Consider the following 19819-nt stretch of genomic DNA (forward strand, 5'->3'; position numbering starts at 1 on the left):
TTGACGCGCTCGCCGGCCCCTGACAATCACTACCGTTCCAAGGGGGTTATTGCCATGAAAGAAAAAATTCGCTGTCTGGTTTCAGCCATTGCCGCTACCGCAAGCTTCGCGATGATCCCATCGGTTTCACATGCCGCATCGCCAGGCGACGGCATTGCCGCGGGTGACTTCCTCGCGCGCCTGCGCGCGATCGAAATCGCTCCCGCGGATCGCGGCAGCGGCACGCTGTCGGCGATCCAGGCCGGTGTGAACAATGCCATCGTCCCCGAGCTCGATTTCACCTACATGATCCGCGACTATCTCGGCGTCGAGTTGATCCTCGGTACGTCGCGGCATCAGGTCAATTCGAGCCTCGGTCATCTCGGCGGCGTGAACGTGCTGCCGCCCACGCTGCTGCTGCAGTACCACTTCAACCACGCGGGCAAGGTCCGGCCGTATATCGGCGCGGGCCTGAACTACACGTATTTCTACAACGACGGCCTCAACGTCGGAGGCGAGGGCGTCGCGGTCCACCGGAGCAGCTTCGGGCCGGCCCTGCAATTCGGCGTCGACGTTCAGGTCACGAAGCGCTTCTTCGTGAACGTCGACCTGAAGAAAATCTGGATGCATACCGACGCGACGCTCGGCGGCCAGCCGATCGGGCGCCTTCACCTCGATCCGATCATTGTCGGCTTGGGCGTGGGTATGAAGTTCTGACGAACCGGTAACAAGTGTTGGGGTTGGGCGGCACGGCTGTCTCGCGTGCCGCCTTTTTTCGTCCCGCGGTCCAGGCATGAGGCGGCGCTCGGTGCGCTCCCCGCGGCGTGCCGCGTCAGTGCGCGTCAGAGCCTGTCGTACTGGAAGCGCATCGCGGTGCCCTCGCGCGTGATGCGCTCCCATACCGCTGCTTTTTCGTCCTCGCTCATGAACACCCAGTTCGCGACTTCGAGCGCGGTGCGCCCGCAGCCCTTGCAGACGTCGTCGAAGAGCGTCGAGCAGACGCCGATGCAGGGGCTGTCCGGCTTGTCGTGAAGGTTGGAGCTCATGGATGGGTGGCGGTCGAGGGATGCGGCAAAGCCTTATGGTAAAACATCAGCGCGCGATGCTCACGCCGACGCGCGCGATCCAGTGCTGGCGGTGGTTGTAGTCGAGCAGATCCTCGCCGTAGCCGTCGAAGAAGCCGAGCCACAGATAGCCGCCCCAGGCATTGCCGAACAGTTTCGCGAGCGGATACGACAGCTGCGTGTCGACGCTGCCATACCAGTGGTGGGTGCCCTTGCGCAGCGTCGTCGCCAGTTGCCAGCCGTCCGGGCTGCCGTACTTGACGAGCAGATCCATGTAGCCGCGATAGTCGGCGATGTCGCGGTTGTCGCTGATGCCGACGTAGTAGTAGAGCATCGGCGACACCTGCAGGTGGTAATCCGACAGATCGCCGAACTCCCAGGTCGGCTGCACGAACGCGATGTTCAGGCTGCGCGAGTCGCTACCGGCCTTGCCATTCGACTCGTGGCCGATCCCGGCCGCGAATCCCATCCGCGTGAACCAGTTGCTGCGCAGGCCGGTGTCGGCCACGTAATAGAACAGTCGCGGCTTGTAGCTGGTGTCGCGGAACGGGCTCGAATCGGCCGACAGATCCCAGATCGAGGTCTGCGTATAGCCGAAATACAGGTTGTCGAGCAGCGCGCGCGACGACGGATCGTCGGGCATGTGCAAGCGGTACTTGAAGCTCAGTTGCAGCTTGGCGGTGACGTCGCCGTTTACGCCCGCGCCGATGAACATCGGTTCGTAGTACGAGATTCTCGACAGCAGCCCCTGCGAGCCGGTGGTCAGCGCGTCGGCCGTCGGCAGCGGCGTGCCGGCCGTCGCGGCGACGTGGGTGGCGGCCGCGGCCACGCCGGCCGGTGTCGTCTGGCGCGCTTCCGCCGCTTCGGCCTGCGCGACGCGCGCCTGGTTCGGGCCGCGATCGAGCGACACCACGGCGGCCGAGGCGTCGAAGCCGACCGGCGTGATGGTCACCGTGCCGCGCGCGCTGTCGGGCCATGGCGCGGAAAATCGCACCTTGCGGAACTGGCCGGCGCGCAACGTGAAGCGTGCCGGCAGGCCCGGCTCGCGAGCGAGCCGCACCGTTACCGGCGCCTGCTCGGCGCCGGTAACGGTCACCTCGAGCGAGTCCGGCGTGGTGACCGCGAGCGGCGCGCGGTCGTCGTCCGCATAGATCAGCGTCAGCGTGAGCGGTGCGCTGGCGGCGGCCTCGCGCGCCGGCTGCACGAGCGACACGGTGGCGTGCGCGGGTATCGCGGCGCCGGCGAGCGAGGCAGCGGGGATCAGCGCGGCGAGCGCGCGGCGGGGCAGGGCGAAGCGACGGCGGGAGCGATGGCGCATGAGTTCGAGGGATGACGAAGCACGGTGGAAGGTCGCGCCGCAACGCGGATACTGCGACGAGTTGGGCCATTGTAAAGCAGGCGTCGGGTCGGCCGGCAGGGTCGAAACGGATTGGCCGCGCTCAGGCGGCCTTGGCCGGACGCGGTCGGGCGGGAACGGCACGCGTCGATCGCCGGACGGGAAGGGAACGCGGGTGCCGCGCCGAGGCTGCCCACGCCCGCGCCTGCCGTGCGGCAAGGTGCGGCGTGTGCGGTTATTTTTCGGGTGGACACACGCGTATAACCCGATAAAATGCGCGCACTTCCCGCTCCCCGTCCGGCGCGCCGGCGCAGGCGCCGACCGGGGAGGGCGGCAGGTGTCCCGTTTGTGCGACATCGACGCGATTTTTTTGTGACACCACGGGATTAGTGATACTTTTCGGTGTTTTAGGGGACGGGTCGCGAGGGCGCGGGCCGTCGTGACGACAAGTCATACCGGCCGCACACGGCCGGACGGGAGAACGGGATGAAAGCAAAGGTGGCAGGCCGGTTCGTGGCGCTCTCGCTTTGTGTGGCCGCGTCGGCGGCTGCGGCGAAGGATACGCAGCTCAACGTGTACAACTGGTCCGACTACATTGCCAAGGACACGATCCCGAACTTCGAGAAACAGACGGGCGTGAAGGTCCGTTACGACAACTACGACAGCGACGACACGCTGCAGGCCAAGCTGCTCACCGGCAACTCGGGCTACGACATCGTGGTGCCGACCAGCAACTACGCGGGCAAGCAGATTGCTGCCGGCATCTTCGCGCCGCTCGACAAATCGAAGCTGCCGAACCTCAAGAACCTCGATCCGCAGCTGATGGCGCTGGTGGCCGGTGCCGATCCCGGCAACAAGTACGTGGTGCCCTGGGCCTACGGCACCACGGGCCTCGGCTACAACGTGAACAAGGCGCAGCAGATCCTCGGCAAGGTGCCGCTCGACAGCTGGGACATCCTGTTCAAGCCGGAAAACATCTCGAAGCTGAAGACGTGCGGCGTGTCGGTGCTCGACGCGCCCGACCAGATGTTCGCCGCCACGTTGCACTACATCGGCAAGGATCCGATGAGCACCAACCCGGCCGACTATCAGGCCGCGATGCAGGTGCTCAAGAAGATCCGCCCGTACATCACGCAGTTCAACTCGTCGGGCTATATCAACGACCTGGTCGGCGGCGACATCTGCTTCGCGTTCGGCTGGTCCGGCGACGTCGTGATCGCCAAGCATCGCGCGCAGGAAGCGAAGAAACCGTACAAGGTCGAGTACTACGTGCCGAAGGGCGGCGCGCCGGTCTGGTTCGACGTGATGGCGATCCCGAAGGACGCGAAGCACAAGGAAGCGGCTCTCGAATGGATCAACTACATCGAGGATCCGAAGGTCAACGCGGCGATCACGAACGCGGTCTATTACCCGAGCGCCAACGCGGCGGCGCGCAAGTTCGTGAACCCGGACGTGGCCAACGATCCGGCCGTCTATCCGCCCGCCGACGTGGTCAAGACGCTGTTCCTGCTCAAGCCGCTGCCGCCGGAAATCCAGCGCCTGCAGACCCGGCTCTGGACGGAACTGAAATCGGGGCGCTGAGCGCCAGCCCGGAGCACCGGCGCCGATCCACCAAGCCCCTGGCAACCCCGGGGGCTTTGTTCGTCTTCGCGCGCCCTTGCCGAGGCGCATCGCCGTCCGTTCGCCTCGGTTCATCAACACGCAGGAGTGATGCAGCAGATCATGAATAGCCAGTCGCGCATGCCGCTAACCGGCGCACCGTCCGCCGTCGCACCGGCCGACGCCGCCGCGAATTTCGTGCAGATCGTCGACGTAGTCAAGCAATTCGGCGAGACCACTGCGGTGCGTCAGGTCAATCTGTCGGTCGGCAAGGGCGAACTGTTCGCGCTGCTCGGCAGTTCCGGCTGCGGCAAGTCCACGCTGCTGCGCATGCTCGCCGGCCTCGAGACCTGCACCTCGGGCAAGATCCTGATCGACGGCGAGGATCTCGCGCAATTGCCGCCGTACCGGCGGCCGGTGAACATGATGTTCCAGTCCTACGCGCTGTTCCCGCACATGACGGTCGAGGCGAACGTCGCCTACGGGCTGCGGCAGGAAGGCGTGCGCAAGGCCGAACTGAAGGAGCGCGTGCGCGATGCGCTCGAACTCGTGCAGATGAGCCGCTACGCGGGCCGCAAGCCGTACCAGCTGTCGGGCGGCCAGCAGCAGCGCGTCGCGCTGGCGCGCTCGCTCGTCAAGCGGCCGAAGCTGCTACTGCTCGACGAGCCGATGTCGGCGCTCGACAAGCAGATCCGCCAGCGCACCCAGATCGAGCTCGTCAATATCCTCGACAAGGTCGGCGTCACCTGCATCATGGTCACGCACGACCAGGAGGAGGCAATGACGATGGCCAACCGCATTGCCGTGATGAGCGAGGGCGAGATCGTGCAGATCGGCGCGCCGCGCGAGGTCTACGAATATCCGAACAGCCGCTTCTCGGCCGAGTTCATCGGCTCGACCAATCTGTTCGAGGGCAAGGTGGTGGAGGACGAGCCCGACTACGTGTTCATCGAGTCGCCGGACCTGCCGTGCCGCATGCACGTGAGCCACGGCATCACCGGCCCGCTCGGCATGGCGGTGACGGTCTCGGTGCGCCCCGAGCGCATCGCGCTCACGCGCAAGCCGGGCGAGGGCGCCTACAACTGGGCGCACGGCGTGGTCACGAACGTGGCCTACATGGGCGGCTACTCGCTGTATCACATCAAGCTCGATTCCGGCAAGACGGTGATCGCCAACGTGACGAGCCTCGCGCTCTCGGAGATCGACACGCCGCAGTGGAACGACGAGATCTACGTGCGCTGGAGCGCCTCGGCCGGCGTGGTGCTGACCTCATGAGCGCTCTGTCCTGGATCGTCTGGTGGCCGGCTCGCAGGCTCGGCCTGAGCGGGCGCTCGGCCGTGATCGCCGGGCCGTTCTTGTGGCTCGTGCTGTTCTTCCTGGTGCCGTTCGTGCTGGTGGTGAAGATCAGCTTCGCCGAGCTCGAACTCGGCATTCCGCCGTACACCGAGCTGACGTCGTTCGCCGACGGCGTGCTCAACATCAAGCTGAACTTCTCGCACTACGCGTTCCTGTTCACCGACAGCCTGTATTTCGCGACCTACGTGAACTCGGTGCTGGTGGCGGCGGTCACGACGCTGCTGTGCCTGCTGCTCGGCTACCCGATGGCCTACTACATCGCGCGCTCGAATCCGGCCTCGCGCAACCTGCTGATGATGGCGGTGATGCTGCCGTTCTGGACCTCGTTCTTGATCCGCGTCTACGCCTGGATCGGCATCCTGAAGAACAACGGCCTGCTCAACAACTTCCTGCTCTGGATCGGCGTGATCCACGCGCCGATCGAGCTGTATCGCACCAACACCGCGGTCTACATCGGCATGGTCTATACCTACCTGCCGTTCCTGGTGATGCCGCTCTACGCGCATCTGGTGAAGATGGACCTGCGACTGCTGGAGGCGGCCTACGACCTCGGCGCCAAGCCGTGGAAGGCGTTCCTGACGATCACGCTGCCGCTCTCGAAGAACGGCATCATCGCCGGCTGCCTGCTGGTGTTCATTCCGGCCGTCGGCGAATACGTGATCCCCGAGCTGCTCGGCGGCGCGAACACGCTGATGATCGGCCGCGTGATGTGGAACGAGTTCTTCAACAACGCCGACTGGCCGATGGCCTCGGCCGTGACCTGCGCGATGGTGCTGCTGCTGCTCGTGCCGATGGCGGTCTTCCAGCATTACCAGGCCAAGGAAGCGGAGGGCCGTCGCAAATGATGCCGAATCGTTATCTGCGATTGCTCGCGCTGGCGGTCGGCTTCGCGTTCCTCTACATCCCGATCCTGAGCCTCGTCGTCTACTCGTTCAACGAGTCCCAGCTGGTCACGGTCTGGTCCGGCTTCTCGACGCGCTGGTACGCGGCGCTGCTTGGCGACGACGAACTGATCGCGGCCGCCTGGCTGTCGCTGAAGATTGGCATTCTGACGGCGTTCGCCTCGGTGGCGATCGGCACCTGGGCCGGCTACGTGCTGGCGCGCATGGGGCGCTTCCGCGGTTTCGCGCTTTATTCCGGGATGATCAACGCGCCGCTGGTGATCCCCGAGGTGATCCAGGGCATCTCGCTGCTGCTGCTGTTCATCGAGCTGGCGAAGTGGATCGGCTGGCCGGCGCAGCGCGGCATGCTGACGATCTGGCTCGGCCACGTGATGCTGTGCCTGTCCTATGTCGCGATCATCGTGCAGTCGCGCGTGCGCGAACTCGATCCGTCGCTGGAGGAGGCCGCGCTCGATCTCGGCGCCACGCCGCTGAAGGTGTTCTTCACGATCACGCTGCCGCTGATCTCGCAGGCGCTGGTGTCGGGCTGGCTGCTGTCGTTTACGCTGTCGATCGACGATCTGGTGCTGTCCGCGTTCCTGTCCGGCCCCGGCTCGACCACGCTGCCGCTGGTGGTGTTCTCGCGCGTGCGGCTCGGCCTGAATCCGGAAATGAACGCACTCGCGACGCTGTTCATCGTCGCCGTGACGATCGGCGTGATCGGCGCGAACATGATGATGCTGCGCCGCGAGCGGCGCCGGCTCGCGGCGGCCGCCTGAGCGTGGGCGGGCCACACGCCCCGCCCACTTGCCGATCGCGACGCCCCGCATCGTCGCGCGCCGCGCCCCTGCATCGGGCCCCGCGCGAGCGCCTGAGGCCGCTCAGGCCTCGCTGATCGCGGGCCGCGCACACCACTCGCGGCCCTTCAGCATCGCATGCCAGTACAGCGGCGGCAGCACCTTTTCCTTCAGAAACCAGGCCAGGCGCGACGGCCGCGTGCCGTCGTTGACCCAGTTCGGGAAGGTCGGCGCGACCTTGCCGCCGTAGAGGAATTCGGCCAGCACGATGCGGCCGCGCGCCACCGTCAGCGGACACGAGCCGTAGCCGTCGTAGCGCGCCACGCCGCGCGCGCGGCCGAGCGCGGCCAGCACGTTGTGGGCGACCACCGGCGCCTGCTTGCGCGCGGCGGCGGCGGTCTTGGCGTTGGTGGTGTTGGTCGCGTCGCCTAGCGCGTGAATGTTGGCGAACATGCGATGGCGCAGCGTCGCCGGATCGACGTCGATCCAGCCGGCCGGGTCGGCGAGCGCGCTGTCGCGCACGAAGCCCGGCGCGCGCTGCGGCGGCACCACGTGCAGCAGGTCGAACTCGCGCGTGATCTCCTCGCTGCCGCCGCCGTCGGCCTCCGCGCGGGCGCGCCGGAACGTGGCGCGCCGGCCCGGGCCGTCCACGGCGATCAGCTGGTCGCCGAAGCGCAGGTCGATCCCGTAGGCCTGGACCGACTCCATCAGGGCAGGCACGTAGGCCGGCACGCCGAACAGCGCCGCGCCGGCCAGGTGGAATTCGATCTCGATGCCGGCCAGCCGGCCGCTGCGGCGCCAGTGATCGGCGGCCAGGTACATCGCCTTTTGCGGTGCGCCCGCGCACTTGATCGGCATCGGCGGCTGGGTAAACAGCGCGCGCCCTTGCTTGAGCGATTGCACGAGCTGCCACGTGTAGGGGGCGAGATCATAGCGGTAGTTCGAGGTCACGCCGTGCCGCCCGAGTGTGTCGACGAGCCCGTCGATGCCGGCCCAGTGCAGTTCCAGACCGGGGCAGACGATCAGTTCGCGATAGCCGAGCGTGGCGCCGCCCTCGAGCGTCACGGTGTGGTGCTCCGGCGAGAACGCGGTGACCGCCGCGCGGATATGCGTGACGCCGCGCGGCAGCACCGATTTCATTGGCCGCGCGGTGGACGCCGCATCGAAGACGCCGCCGCCGACCAGGGTCCAGCCGGGCTGGTAGTAATGCGTGTCGGCGGGATCGACGAGCGCGATGTCGAGCGAGCGGTCGCGCCGCAGCAGGCTCGCTGCGGTAGCGATGCCGGCGGCGCCGGCGCCGACGATCACGATCTCGTGGCGTGCCGCGGGCAGGCGGGCGGAACCGGCAGCGGCCGGTGACGGGACGGACATGTTGGGGCTCCTGGCAGGGGATATGCTTGATGGCGTTGTTGTGGTGGTGCAGCGAAGCGGCGCTGCCCGGCGGCGCGGGCGGCGCCTTAGAGCGCGTCGATCGGCAGCTTCAGGTAGCGCACCCCGTTGGCCGCGGGCTCCGGCAGCCGCCCCGCGCGCATGTTGACCTGCACCGACGGCAGGATCAGCACCGGCATCTCCAGCGTCGCATCGCGCGCGGTACGCATCGCCACGAACGTGTCCTCGTCGATTCCCTCGTGGACGTGGATGTTGTCGCGCCGCTGTGCGCCCACGGTGGTGACGAGGCAGACCGGTCGGCCCTGGGGCGCGTAGTCGTGGCACAGATAGAGCGGCGTGTCGGGCGGCAGGCTCAGCACCTTGCGGATCGAGCGGTAGAGCGTGCGCGCGTCGCCGCCGGGGAAGTCGCAGCGCGCGGTGCCGTAGTCGGGCATGAACAGCGTGTCGCCGACGAACGCGGCCGTCTCGGCCGGCGCCGAGGTGCCATCCGCGCGCGCCACCAGGTAGGTCATGCAGGCCGGCGTGTGGCCGGGCGTATGCATCGCGCGGATCGCGAGCCTGCCGAGCGCGAGCGTGTCGCCGTCGTCGACGAGCCGGTCGAACGGGCGGCCGTCCGGCACGAAGTCCGGGCCGGCGTCGAACAGCGTGCCGAACACCTTCTGTACCTGCGTGACCTCGCGGCCGATCGCGATCTCGCCGCCCAAGCGCGCCTGCAGCAGCGGCGCGGCCGAGAGGTGGTCGGCGTGCACATGGGTTTCCAGCAGCCAGCGCACGCGCGCGCCGAGTGCCTCCACCTGCGCGGCGACGCGCTCGGCGCTGCGGTGGTGGGTGCGGCCGGACTTCGGATCGAAATCGAGCACGGGGTCGACGATCGCGCACTCGCGCGTGGCGGTGTCGACCACGACGTGCGTGGCCGTATTGGTGGCCGGGTCGAAGAACGAATCGACGGTGAAGGCGGGTTGGGACGTCATGCAATGCTCCGGAATCAGAAATCGGGAAAACGCCTGAGCGAGACAAGATGCGTGCCAGCGTCGTGCACGGCGCGCGCGTATCGCTTAATCAATTGATCCGACTACTATTTTTCGGGAAAGACGGCGGGGCGGCGGTGCCGCGATGCGCGAGCCCGGGGCGCAAATACTGCCATGCATGGCAGCGATGTGGCAGAATTGGCAGCGTGTCGCGCCGAGGCAAAATGCCTCCGAGCGCGGCGCGTTCCACCGCTGTTCCGTTTCGCGTACCGAGCCCGCCCGATGCCGCTTTCCCCTCCCGCCGAGACGGCGCCTATGCCGCCGTCCGATGCTCCCGCCGCCGATGCCGCCGATGCCGCCAATGCGGCCAGCGCTCCCGATGCGCCCGGCCGTGGCGGCGCCGCGCGCCGGCCGCACGGTGGGCGGCGCGCCATCCCGATCGTGCCCGCCGATCCGGACCGCGCGCCGCCGCGCGTCGAGGCGGCCGCCGCGCCCGGGCTCGGCGCGCTCGTGTCGTATCTGGAGCATGATCCGCAGCCGATGATCGTGGTCGATCGCGACTATCGGATCCTCGCCGCGAACGGCGCCTATCAGCGCCAGTTCGGCGGCGCGGGCCGCGAGCATGTGGGCCGCCACTGCTACCGCGTCTCGCATCATTACGACGTGCCCTGCGACCAGGCCGGCGAGCATTGTCCGATGCGCGCCGCGCTCGAATCGGGCACGGCCTCGCGCGTGCTGCACATCCATCACACGCCGCGCGGGCCGGAGCACGTGGACGTCGAGATGCGGCCCGTGTTCGATGCCGGCGGCGAGGTGATCGCCTACGTCGAGCGGCTGACCACCGTGCGCAGCGCCTCGGCGCGGCCGAGCGCGGGCGGGCTGGTGGGTAGCTCGGATGCGTTCAACGGCGCGCTGTCGGCGCTGCAGCGCGTGGCCCCGTCGATGCTGCCGGTGCTGCTGCTCGGCGAATCGGGCACCGGCAAGGAGCTGTTCGCGCGGGCGCTGCACGAGGCCAGCGCGCGGGCGGGCGGGCCGTTCGTGGTGGTCGATTGCTCGGGGATCGCCGAGTCGCTGTTCGAGAGCGAGCTGTTCGGCTATGAGAAGGGCGCGTTCACTGGCGCCAACGCGCGCAAGCCGGGGCTCGTGGAGACGGCGCAGGGCGGCACGCTGTTCGTCGACGAGATCGGCGACGTGCCCGCCTCGATGCAGGTCAAGCTGCTGCGGCTGATCGAGTCGGGTACGTTTCGCCGCGTCGGCGGCGTGGAGGCGCTGCGCGCCGACTTCCGGCTCGTCGCGGCCACCCATCAGCCGCTCAGCGAGATGATCGGCGACGGCCGCTTCCGGCAGGATCTCTATTACCGGATCAGCGCGTTTCCGATCGAGCTGCCGCCGGTGCGCGAGCGGCCCGGCGACATCGGCCTGCTGGCCGAGTCGATCCTGCGCCGCATCGCCGACGCGCGGCCCGGCGCGCGTGCCCACGTGCTGCACGAGACGGCGCGCGCCTGCCTCGACGCCTATGCCTGGCCGGGCAACATCCGCGAACTGCGCAACGTGCTCGAGCGCGCCTGCCTGTTCGCCGACGACGGCGTGATCCGCGTCGAGCACCTGCCCGATGCGTTGCGCGAACCGCCCGCCGACGCGGCCGCGCGCGGCGCGCCCGACGACGACACGCTGCGGCAGGTGGCGCGCACCTTTCGCGGCACCCGCAAGGCGCTGGCGGCGCGGCTCGGCATGAGCGAGCGCACGCTGTATCGGCGCATGCGGGCGCTGGGGCTGGGCGGGAGCGGGGAGTGAGGGCGCGCGCCGGCGGCAAGCGATGCGGGGGCGCGGCACGCGACGCGAGCCAGGCAGGCGCGCGGTGCGCCGCGTCGGCGCCTCAGGGCTCGAGCACCCGCTTCGCTTCCTCCGGCGGCGTGCCCATCGCCTGGAACAGCCGCGCCGTATCGGCGAGCCGCGCGCCGGTCGCGCGGATCGCGTCGAGCTGCGCGTTGCGATACTGCTGCTCGCTGGAGCGCGCGGCCGACGGCGGCAGCGCGCCGAGCCGCACGCGTGCGGCCGTGTCGTCCGAGACGCCGCGCGCGGCGTCGGCCGCGCGGCTCGACGCGTCGAGCGCCTGCGCGTCGTTGTCGAGCGCGGCCAGCGAATCGGCCACGTTCTGGAACGCCGCCAGCACGGTCGCTTTGTACTGCTCGACGGCGGCCGCGTAGCTGGCCTGTGCGGCGCGCCGCTGCGCGAGCAGCGCACCGCCGTGGAACAGCGGCTGGGTCAGCGAGGCGCCCACGCTCCAGATGCCGCCCGCGCCCGACAGCGCCGCAGGCCAGCTGAAGCCGGCCTGCCCGAGCGCGGCGGACAGCGAGATCTGCGGGAACAGCTGCGCGGTCGCCGCGCCGACGGCCGCCGCGGCCGCTTTCAGCGCCGCGTCGGCCGCGCGGATGTCGGGGCGCGTCTGCAGCAGCGTGGAGGGCACCGCCACCGGCACGTCCTCGGGTAGATGCAGCTCGGCCAGGGCGAGATCGTCGGGCGCCTGGTCCGGCGTGCGGCCGAGCAGCACCGCCAGCGCATGCCGTGCGCTGAGCCACTGCTGGCGCAGCGCGGGAAGCGTCGCGGCGAGCGAGGCGGCGCCCTGGCGCGCGCTCAGCAGATCGGCATGCGATGCCGAGCCGAGCCGGTTGCGGCGCTCGGTGTCGTCGGCCTGCTCGTTGGCGAGCGCGACGAGCCGTTCGGTGGTGCGCAGCTGCTCGGCGAGCGTCGCCGAGGTGATCACTGCGGTAACGATGTTGGCGGCGAGCGCGCGCCGCGTCGAATCGAGCTGGAACGCCGTCACGTCCACGCGCTGGCGCAGTTCGCGGTTCGCGAAGCGCGCGGCGCCGAACAGGTCGAGCGTGTAGCTGGCCTGAAGCTGGCCGACGAACGCATTGTAGAGCACGGTCTGCGGGCCGAAGCCCGGCATCCCTAGGCCGCGCTGGCGCGTGGCCTGGCCGCCGGCGTCGACGGTCGGCAGCAGCGAGCTGCCGATCTGCGCGCGCAACTGCTCGCGCGCGGCGGCCAGCGAATGCTCGGCGGCAGCCAGCGTCGGGCTGGCACGCAAGCCCTCCTCGACCAGCGCGTCGAGCCGCCCGGAGCGATAACGCTTCCACCATTCTGGCAGCGGCTGCGCACCGACCTCGAAATGCTGCGCGACGCCCTGCGCGGCAACGGTGCGCTCGGGCAGCGGCGCGGCGCCGTATTGCACCGGCGACGGCATCTCGGGCGCGGCGCCCGAGGGGCCGAACAGCGAGCAGCCGGCGAGTGCCGCGAGCGCGGCCGCGGCGCACAGCCGCCGCAGCGGCGGCAGAGGCCGCAGTGCCGGCGCCGGGCGCGGCCGGCGGGACGGCCGCGGCGCGACGCGTGACGGACGCTGCGAGGTGAAACGGGACGGGAAGCGTGGCATCGTCAGGCTCCGTGGGACGTGGCGGGCGGCGGCGTGCGGTCCGCCTCGGCGCGCTCGGTGGGCTTGACGCGGAACCAGGTGGCGTAGAGCGCCGGCAGGTAGAACAGCGTCAGCACCGTCGCGCTCGTGATGCCGCCCATCAGCGCGGTCGCCATCGGCCCGAAGAAGTTGGAACGCAGCAGCGGGATCAGCGCGAGCACGGCGGCCGCGGCGGTCAGCGTGATCGGCCGGAAGCGCCGCACGGTGGCGCCGACGATCGCGTCGAAGCGCGCCTGGCCCACGGCGATGTCCTGCTCGATCTGGTCGACCAGGATCACCGAGTTGCGCATGATGATGCCGAACATGGCGATCACGCCGAGCATCGCGACGAAACCGAACGGCTGGCCGAACAGCAGCAGCGTGGCGGCCACGCCGATCAGGCCGAGCGGCGCGGTCAGCACCACCATCAGCACGCGCGAGAAGCTCTGCAGCTGGATCATCAGCAGCGTGAGCACGGCGATCAGCAGCAGCGGCATCTGCGCGTTGATCGAGGCCTGCGCCTTGCCGCTTTCCTCCACCGGGCCGCCGATCTCGATCCGGTAGCCCACCGGAAGTTGCGCGCGCAACGTATTGAGCTGCTTGTCGATCGCCCGCGTGACGTCGATGCCCTGGGCGCCGGCGCGCACGTCGGCCTGCACCGTGATGGTGGGCTGGCGGTCGCGCTCCCAGATCACGCCGTATTCGAGCGTGTCGCGCAAGCGCCCGAGCGAGCCGAGCGGCACCGGGCCGTTCGGCGTCGGCATGGCCAGCGCGGCGAGCTTCGACGGATCGACGCGCTCGGCCTTCGGCGCGCGCAGGTCCACGGCGATCAGCTTGTCGCGTTCCCGGTACTGCGTGACGGTGGTGCCCGTCAGCGTCATGGCGAGGAAGCTCGACACGTCCTGCGAGGTCACGTTCAGGTCGCGCGCCTTCTGCTGGTCGAGCTCGAAGCGCACCGAGCGCTCGGCCGGCTCGTCCCAGTCGAACTGCACGTTCAGGCTGCGCCGGTCCTGGCGCACCGCGGCCGCCACCCGGTCGGCGATCGAGCGCACCGTGGCGATGCTGTCGCCGCTCACGCGGAACTGCACCGGATAGCCCACGGGCGGCCCGTTCTCGAGCCGCGACAGGCGCCAGCGGATCGCCGGGAACTGCTCGCGCAGGGTCGGGGCGAGCCAGCTCGCGAGCTGCTCGCGATCCTTCACCGATTTCGCGGTCACCACCAGCTGCGCGAAGTTCGGCTGCGGCAGCTGCTGGTCGAGCGGCAGGTAGAAGCGCGGCGCGCCGGTGCCGACGAAGCTCACCGAGTGGTCGATCTCCGGACGCTTGGCGAGCACCTGCTCGAGGCGCCTGGTCTGCTCGAGCGTGGCCGGGTACGAGGCGCCCTCGGGCAGCCGCAGGTCCACCAGCAGCTCGGGGCGATCCGAACTCGGAAAGAACTGCTGCGGGATCAGCGAGAAGCCGCCCAGCGCCACCACGAACAGCACCACCGTGATCGCCAGCACCACGAAGCGGCGCTCGATGCACCAGCCGATCCAGCCGCGCAGCCGCGTGTAGAAGCGCGTGTCGTAGATGTCGTGCTCGTCGTGATGGTCCGATTCGTGCGGCGCGGCGGCCGCGCTCGTGCCGGCCGTCGCGTCGCGCTTGCGTTCGGGCAGCAGGTGATAGCCGAGCAGCGGAATCAGCACCACCGCGGCGAACCACGAGGCGATCAGCGCGATCGCCGACACCTCGAAGATCGAGCGCGTGTATTCGCCGGTGGACGATTGAGCGAGCGCGATCGGCAGGAACCCGGAGACGGTCACGAGCGTGCCGGTCAGCATCGGAAACGCGGTGCTGGTATAGGCGAACGCGGCGGCGCGCGTGCGGTCGTAGCCCTGCGCCAGCTTCACCGCCATCATCTCGACGGCGATGATCGCATCGTCCACCAGCAGCCCGAGCGCGAGCACCAGGGTACCGAGCGAGACCTTGTGCAGGCCGATGCCGAACAGGTTCATGAACAGGGCGGTGATGGCGAGCACGATCGGAATCGAGATCACCACCACCATGCCGGTGCGCAGCCCTAGCGAGACCAGGCTGACGATCAGCACGATCGCCACCGCCTCGGCCACGGCCTCGAGGAAGTCGTCCACCGAATGCGAGACGGCAAGCGGCATGCTCGACACCTCGGTCAGCGTGAGGCCGGCCGGCAGTTGCGTGCGCAACTGCCGGGTGGTGGCCTCGAGCGCCTTGCCGAGCCGGATCACGTCGCCGCCGGGCTGCATCGTCACGCCGATGCCGAGCACCGGCCGGCCGTTGGCGCGCATCTGCGAGACGGGCGGATCGTCGTAGCCGCGCCTGATGCTGGCCAGGTCGCCGAGCCGGAAGGTGCGGCCGTTGATGCGCACCATCATGTCGGCGAGCGCCTCGACCGAGGTGAACTGGCCGCTCGGGCGGATATAGACGCGGTCGTGGGTGGCCGTCAGCGTGCCGGAGGACGTGACCGCGTTCTGCGCGTTGATCGCCTGGCCGAGCTGGCTCGGCGAGATGCCGAGCCGCGTGAGCCGCGCGTTGTCGATCTCGACGAAGATCCGCTGGTCCGGGTCGCCGAAATAGTCGACCTTGCCGACGCCGGGCACGCGCAGCAGCACCGCGCGCAGCTGGTCGGCATAGTCGTGCAGCTGCGCGGCCGAGAAGCCGTCGCCGTCGAGCGTCCAGATGTTGGTGTAGACGTCGCCGAATTCGTCGTTGAAGAACGGCCCCTGCACGCCCTGCGGCAGCGTGGCGCCGATATCGCCGACCTTCTTGCGGATCTGATACCAGGTCTCGGGCACGTCCTTGACGGGCGCCGAATCCTTCATCGTGAAGAAGATCATCGACTCGCCGGGCCGCGAGTAGCTGCGCAGGAAGTCGATGGCCGGCGTTTCCTGCAGCTTGCGGCCGATCCGGTCGGTCACCTGCTCCTGCACCTGCCGCGCGGTCGCGCCGGGCCAGAAGGTGCGGATCACCATCACGCGGAACGTGAACGGCGGATCTTCCGACTGGGCGAGGCGCGTATAGGCGAACAGGCCCGCCAGCGTGGCCAGCGCGATCAGGTAGACCACCAGCGCCTGGTGGCGCAGCGCCCAGGCGGACAGGTTGAAGCGGCCTTCGTCGCGAGCGCTCATGAGGCGGTGTCCTCCGCATGCAGCGGCGCGACCGCGCGGACCTTCTCCCCGGCGCTGACGGTATGCACGCCCTGCTGCACGACGCGTTCGCCGGCCCGCAGGCCCTGCGAAACGGTGACGCTGCTCTCGCCGTAGCGCACCACCGTGACGCGGCGCAGTTCGAGCGTGTCGTCCGGGCGGACCACCCAGACGGCCGGTGCCGCGCCGTCGTGGAACAGCGCGGTGGACGGCAGCGTGTAGCGCGCGCCGTCGGCGGCAGCGCCCGCGAGCGCGACGTCGGCGGTCATGCCGAGCCGCACGGCCGGATCGGGATGGCTGAGCGTGAGCCGCACGCGGTAGGTCCGGCTCTGCGGATCGGCGGCCGGCGCGATCTCGCGCACGCGCGCCTCGAAGCGGCGCTGCGGCAGCGCCGGCAGCGTGACGGTGGCCGCGTGGCCCGGCTGCAGCAGCGCGAGCGTGGCCTCGGGCACGTCGGTGACGATGTCGACGTCGCCCGACCAGGCGAGCTGGTAGACGGCCTGGCCGGCGGCCACGTTCTGACCGGTGTCGGCCTGCTCGGCCGTGATGTAGCCGGCGTGATCGGCCACCAGCGTGGTGTACTGCAGCTGGTTTCTGGCCAGCGCGAGCTGCTGGGCGGCCTGGTCGCGCTGGGCGCGCGCCGAGGCGTAGGCGTTCTCGGTCTGTTCGAGCTGCGCCGGCGCGATCAGGTTCTCGCGGGCCTGCGCGCGATCGCGGTCCAGCTGCTGCTGCGCATAGCTGAACGCATGCGCGGCCGCGTCGTATTGGGCCTGCGCGCTCGCCGCGTTCTTCTCGGCGTCCGAGGGATCGAGCCGGGCCACGGCTTGGCCCTTTTTCACCGTATCGCCGAGCCGCACGCTGCGCTCGACGATCTTGCCGGCGATCCGGAACGACAGCGGGGTGGCGTAGCGCGGCTCGACGTCGCCGGGCAGGGTGGTCGCGACGGTCGCGCCGTCGGCGGCCACCGGGGTGGCCACCACCGGGCGCGGCGCGGGAGGCGCGCCGTCGCCTCCGGGATGGCAGGCGGCGACGAGGAGCGCGGCGCCGACGACGAGGACTGCACGGGAACCGGAACCAATCACGGCAACCTCACGGGAAAAGGCCGAGGAAATCCGGCAGGCACGCTGCGCCTGGCCGGGCGCCGCCGGGGCCGCCCGCCCGGGAGGGCGGCGGTGCAGACGGCAACGATTACGCTGCTTGCGATGGAGCTTACACGTTCGACTTTCGCTCGAAACGGTGGTGGATTCTAATACGCTGTTGTATCTGAATGCAAAGATGAATCGCAAATCGAAAGGTGCTAGACTGCGCGCCTATGAAACCGAAGCGCCTGACCCGCGAGCAGAGCAAAGACCAGACGCGCGAGCGCCTGCTCAATTCCGCGCACGCGATATTCACGAAGAAGGGGTACGTGGCCGCGAGCGTCGAGGACATCGCGGCGGCGGCCGGCTACACGCGCGGCGCGTTCTATTCGAATTTCGGCGGCAAGGCCGAACTGCTGTTCGAGCTGTTGCGGCGCGATCACGAGACGGTGCGCTCGGCGCTGTACCAGATCTTCGAGGCCGGCGGCACGCGCGAGCGCATGGAGGCGAGCGCGCTGGCGTTCTACAGCGGCTTCCTGCGCAAGAGCCCGGCATTCCTGCTGTGGTGCGAGGCGCGGCTGCAGGCGGCGCGCGACGCGAAGTTCCGCACCCGCTACATCGCGTTCATGCGCGAGAAGATCGAGGACATGACCCATACCATCGAGATGTTCGTCGAGCAGTCGGGCACGCCGCTGCTGCTGCCCGCCGAGGTGCTCGCGATCGGCCTGATGGGCCTGTGCGACGGCGTGCAGTCGTTCCACGTAGCCGACCCGCAGCACGTGTCGCTCGACCTGATCGAGGCGACCCTGGCCGGCTTCTTCGCGCGCGTCGTGCTGGGCCGCGCGCCCGACTGACGAGCGCCGGCCGCGGCCGGAACGCCTCGCGCGCAGCCCCCGCCGCGTCCTTGCGGCTGTTGCTGGTCGTTTCTTCGCGGCTTCCTTGCTGCTTCCTGGGCGTGCGCGCCTGTTGCCCCGCGGCCTGCCCGCGCCGTCTCAGCGGCTCGCGTTCATGCGCCGGTATGCGTCGAGCAGCGAGGTCTTGTAGACCACTCCCGCCAGCACCGGCTCCGCGAGGCTCTCCACCACCGGCAGCCGTTCGCCCTGAAAGTTCATGAAGTGCTCGAAGGCGGCGCCGAGCGCCATGTCCGGCGTGAGCAGCGGGAACGGCGTGTGGGCATAGCTGGCGGCCGTGCGGTGCTGCGTGTCCTGGCCTTCCAGCAGGTCCGAGGTGATGTCCTTCAGCGCCACCGCGCCGCGAAAGCGGCCGTCGTGGTCGGTCACATAAAGGTATTTGACCGGATACTCGAGGAACACGCGCGCCATTTCGGCCACGCTCGCGTCGGGCCGCACCACCGTCTGCGCGGGCTGGATCAGCGCGCGCATCTGGGTGGCGCGCAGCCGCAGCCGTTCTTCCTCGTCGCGATGGCGGCGCAGCGTGATCTCGTACATCGAGGTGCGGCCGAGCGCGCGCGCGCCGAAGTAGGCCACCACGCACGACACCATCAGCGGCAGCACCACCTGGTAGCTCAGCGTCATCTCGAAGATCATCAGGATCGCCATCAGCGGCGCCTGCGTCGCGCCGGCCAGGAACGCGCCCATCCCGACTATCGCGTAGGCGTACGAGGCCGACACGTGGCCCGGCAGCAGCGCCTGCATGGCGAGGCCGAACAAGGCGCCCGCCGTGGCGCCGACGAACAGCGTGGGCGTGAAGATCCCGCCCACCGCGCCCGAGCCCGAGGTGGCGGCGGTGGCCAGCAGCTTGAATGCGAGCACCACGACGAGCGCCTGCCAGGTCCACGGCGTGTGCAGGATCGAGTTGACCACGCTGTAGCCGTTGCCCCAGACGTCGGGCACCCACACCGAGATCACGCCGACCACCAGCCCGCCTAGTGCGAGCCGCACCGGCAGCGGCGCGGGCAACTGGCGAAAGCGCGCCTTCGAGGCGGCCAGCAGGCGCAGGAACTGCGGCGCGGCCGCGCCGCAGAGCAGGCCGAGCGCGACGAACGCGAGCACCTCGAGGCCCGTCACGGCCGGGAACACCGGCATCTCGTAGGGGGGGCGGTAGCCGGCGAATTCGCGCATCGTGATGTTGGCCACCACCGAGGCCACCAGCATCGGTCCGAAGCTTTCCATCGCGATCGCGCCGAGCACGATCTCGCCGACGAAGAACGCGCCGGCGATCGGCGCGTTGTAGGCCGAGGTGATGCCGGCCGCGGCGCCGCAGGCCACCAGCAGGCGCAGGCGCGGCGGATCGAAGCGCGCGAGGCGCCCGACCAGCGAGGCGGCCAGCGCGGCGAGCTGGACCATCGGCCCTTCGCGGCCAATCGAGCCGCCGCTGCCGATCGTCAGCAGCGACGACGCGCTGCGCCACAGGCTTTCCCCGACCGGCACCACGCCGTCGCCGAGCGCCACCGCCTCCATGTAGTCGGCACCCGGTTTCCTGGCCTGGCCGCGCTGCGCGGCCAGCAGCACGCAGCCGGCCAGGAAGCCGCCCGCGGCGGGCAGCCAGACCCGGGTCTGCCACGGCAGGCGCTTGGCCATCTCGACGAAGCTGCCGGACGAGCCGGACACCAGCCGCTGGATCGTGTCGATGCCCTCGCGGAACAGGATCGTCGCGAACGCGCCGCTGATGCCGGCGATCACCGACCAGATCAGCATGGTATGGGCGTCCGACAGGCGGAACAGCGTTTGTGCGCGGGTGCGCAGCTTCAGCAGAAAGGACAGCACGGGGTCGGCGGGCGGAGAAAGTCGACCGCAAGCATA

General features: G+C 69.5%; 15 protein-coding genes. 7 read left to right on the forward strand and 8 right to left on the reverse strand.

Going from position 1 to position 19819, the window contains the following annotated elements; translation table 11 throughout:
• The first annotated feature begins 54 nt into the window (after nt 1–54).
• The gene (locus KS03_RS24890; RefSeq protein ID WP_015875638.1) at nt 55–696 is read left to right on the forward strand and encodes an OmpW/AlkL family protein; all 642 of its coding nucleotides are present in this window, start codon (nt 55–57) and stop codon (nt 694–696) included.
• Nucleotides 697–821: 125 nt separating this feature from the next.
• Here KS03_RS24890 and KS03_RS24895 read toward each other — a convergent pair whose 3' ends face one another.
• Together KS03_RS24895 and KS03_RS24900 are read right to left on the reverse strand one after the other, a co-directional pair.
• On the reverse strand, nt 822–1025 hold the full coding sequence (locus KS03_RS24895; RefSeq protein ID WP_015875639.1) for a DUF1289 domain-containing protein: 204 nt from the start codon (nt 1023–1025) through the stop codon (nt 822–824).
• A gap of 46 nt (nt 1026–1071) precedes the next feature.
• Nucleotides 1072–2361, reverse strand: coding sequence for a phospholipase A (locus KS03_RS24900; protein ID WP_015875640.1), 1290 nt, complete (start codon nt 2359–2361; stop codon nt 1072–1074).
• Between the two features lie 504 nt (nt 2362–2865).
• Between KS03_RS24900 and KS03_RS24905 the strand changes: the two genes are divergently transcribed.
• The 4 genes from KS03_RS24905 (at nt 2866) to KS03_RS24920 (ending at nt 6994) form a co-directional block, all read left to right on the forward strand.
• On the forward strand, nt 2866–3960 hold the full coding sequence (locus tag KS03_RS24905) for a polyamine ABC transporter substrate-binding protein (protein WP_015875641.1): 1095 nt from the start codon (nt 2866–2868) through the stop codon (nt 3958–3960).
• A gap of 141 nt (nt 3961–4101) precedes the next feature.
• Nucleotides 4102–5253: an ABC transporter ATP-binding protein gene (locus KS03_RS24910; protein ID WP_015875642.1), complete on the forward strand. Its 1152-nt coding sequence runs from the start codon at nt 4102–4104 to the stop codon at nt 5251–5253.
• Nucleotides 5250–6179, forward strand: coding sequence for an ABC transporter permease subunit (locus KS03_RS24915; protein ID WP_015875643.1), 930 nt, complete (start codon nt 5250–5252; stop codon nt 6177–6179). Before KS03_RS24910 ends, KS03_RS24915 begins: the two co-directional genes overlap by 4 nt.
• Nucleotides 6176–6994, forward strand: coding sequence for an ABC transporter permease subunit (locus KS03_RS24920; protein WP_015875644.1), 819 nt, complete (start codon nt 6176–6178; stop codon nt 6992–6994). Before KS03_RS24915 ends, KS03_RS24920 begins: the two co-directional genes overlap by 4 nt.
• A gap of 102 nt (nt 6995–7096) precedes the next feature.
• Here the strand turns inward: KS03_RS24920 and KS03_RS24925 are convergent, their stop codons facing one another.
• Together KS03_RS24925 and KS03_RS24930 are read right to left on the reverse strand one after the other, a co-directional pair.
• A complete protein-coding gene (locus KS03_RS24925; RefSeq protein ID WP_015875645.1) occupies nt 7097–8383 on the reverse strand; it encodes an NAD(P)/FAD-dependent oxidoreductase in 1287 nt (428 codons plus the stop codon).
• Nucleotides 8384–8469: 86 nt separating this feature from the next.
• Nucleotides 8470–9372 (reverse strand): MBL fold metallo-hydrolase, encoded by a 903-nt coding sequence (locus tag KS03_RS24930; protein ID WP_015875646.1) that lies wholly within the window; start codon nt 9370–9372, stop codon nt 8470–8472.
• Nucleotides 9373–9684: 312 nt separating this feature from the next.
• Here KS03_RS24930 and KS03_RS24935 point away from each other — a divergent pair, with 312 nt between their 5' ends.
• Entirely contained in the window at nt 9685–11163 is a 1479-nt protein-coding gene (locus tag KS03_RS24935) for a sigma-54 interaction domain-containing protein (RefSeq protein ID WP_257744616.1), read from the forward strand.
• A gap of 82 nt (nt 11164–11245) precedes the next feature.
• Here the strand turns inward: KS03_RS24935 and KS03_RS24940 are convergent, their stop codons facing one another.
• From KS03_RS24940 to KS03_RS24950, 3 genes are read right to left on the reverse strand one after another with little or no spacing between them, the layout of a single operon-like run.
• On the reverse strand, nt 11246–12799 hold the full coding sequence (locus tag KS03_RS24940; protein ID WP_015875648.1) for an efflux transporter outer membrane subunit: 1554 nt from the start codon (nt 12797–12799) through the stop codon (nt 11246–11248).
• A gap of 2 nt (nt 12800–12801) precedes the next feature.
• Nucleotides 12802–15960, reverse strand: coding sequence for an efflux RND transporter permease subunit (locus KS03_RS24945; RefSeq protein ID WP_015875649.1), 3159 nt, complete (start codon nt 15958–15960; stop codon nt 12802–12804).
• The gene (locus KS03_RS24950) at nt 15957–17060 is read right to left on the reverse strand and encodes an efflux RND transporter periplasmic adaptor subunit (RefSeq protein WP_015875650.1); all 1104 of its coding nucleotides are present in this window, start codon (nt 17058–17060) and stop codon (nt 15957–15959) included. The genes KS03_RS24945 and KS03_RS24950 overlap by 4 nt, the downstream gene beginning before the upstream one ends.
• A gap of 230 nt (nt 17061–17290) precedes the next feature.
• On the opposite strand from KS03_RS24950, the gene KS03_RS24955 reads away from it, so the two are divergent.
• Entirely contained in the window at nt 17291–17911 is a 621-nt protein-coding gene (locus KS03_RS24955; protein ID WP_015875651.1) for a TetR/AcrR family transcriptional regulator, read from the forward strand.
• Nucleotides 17912–18049: 138 nt separating this feature from the next.
• On the opposite strand, the gene KS03_RS24960 is transcribed toward KS03_RS24955, so the two are convergent.
• On the reverse strand, nt 18050–19783 hold the full coding sequence (locus KS03_RS24960; protein WP_015875652.1) for a ClcB-like voltage-gated chloride channel protein: 1734 nt from the start codon (nt 19781–19783) through the stop codon (nt 18050–18052).
• Nucleotides 19784–19819: the final 36 nt, after the last annotated feature.

It is taken from the genome of Burkholderia glumae LMG 2196 = ATCC 33617 (assembly GCF_000960995.1).
GTDB lineage: Bacteria > Pseudomonadota > Gammaproteobacteria > Burkholderiales > Burkholderiaceae > Burkholderia > Burkholderia glumae.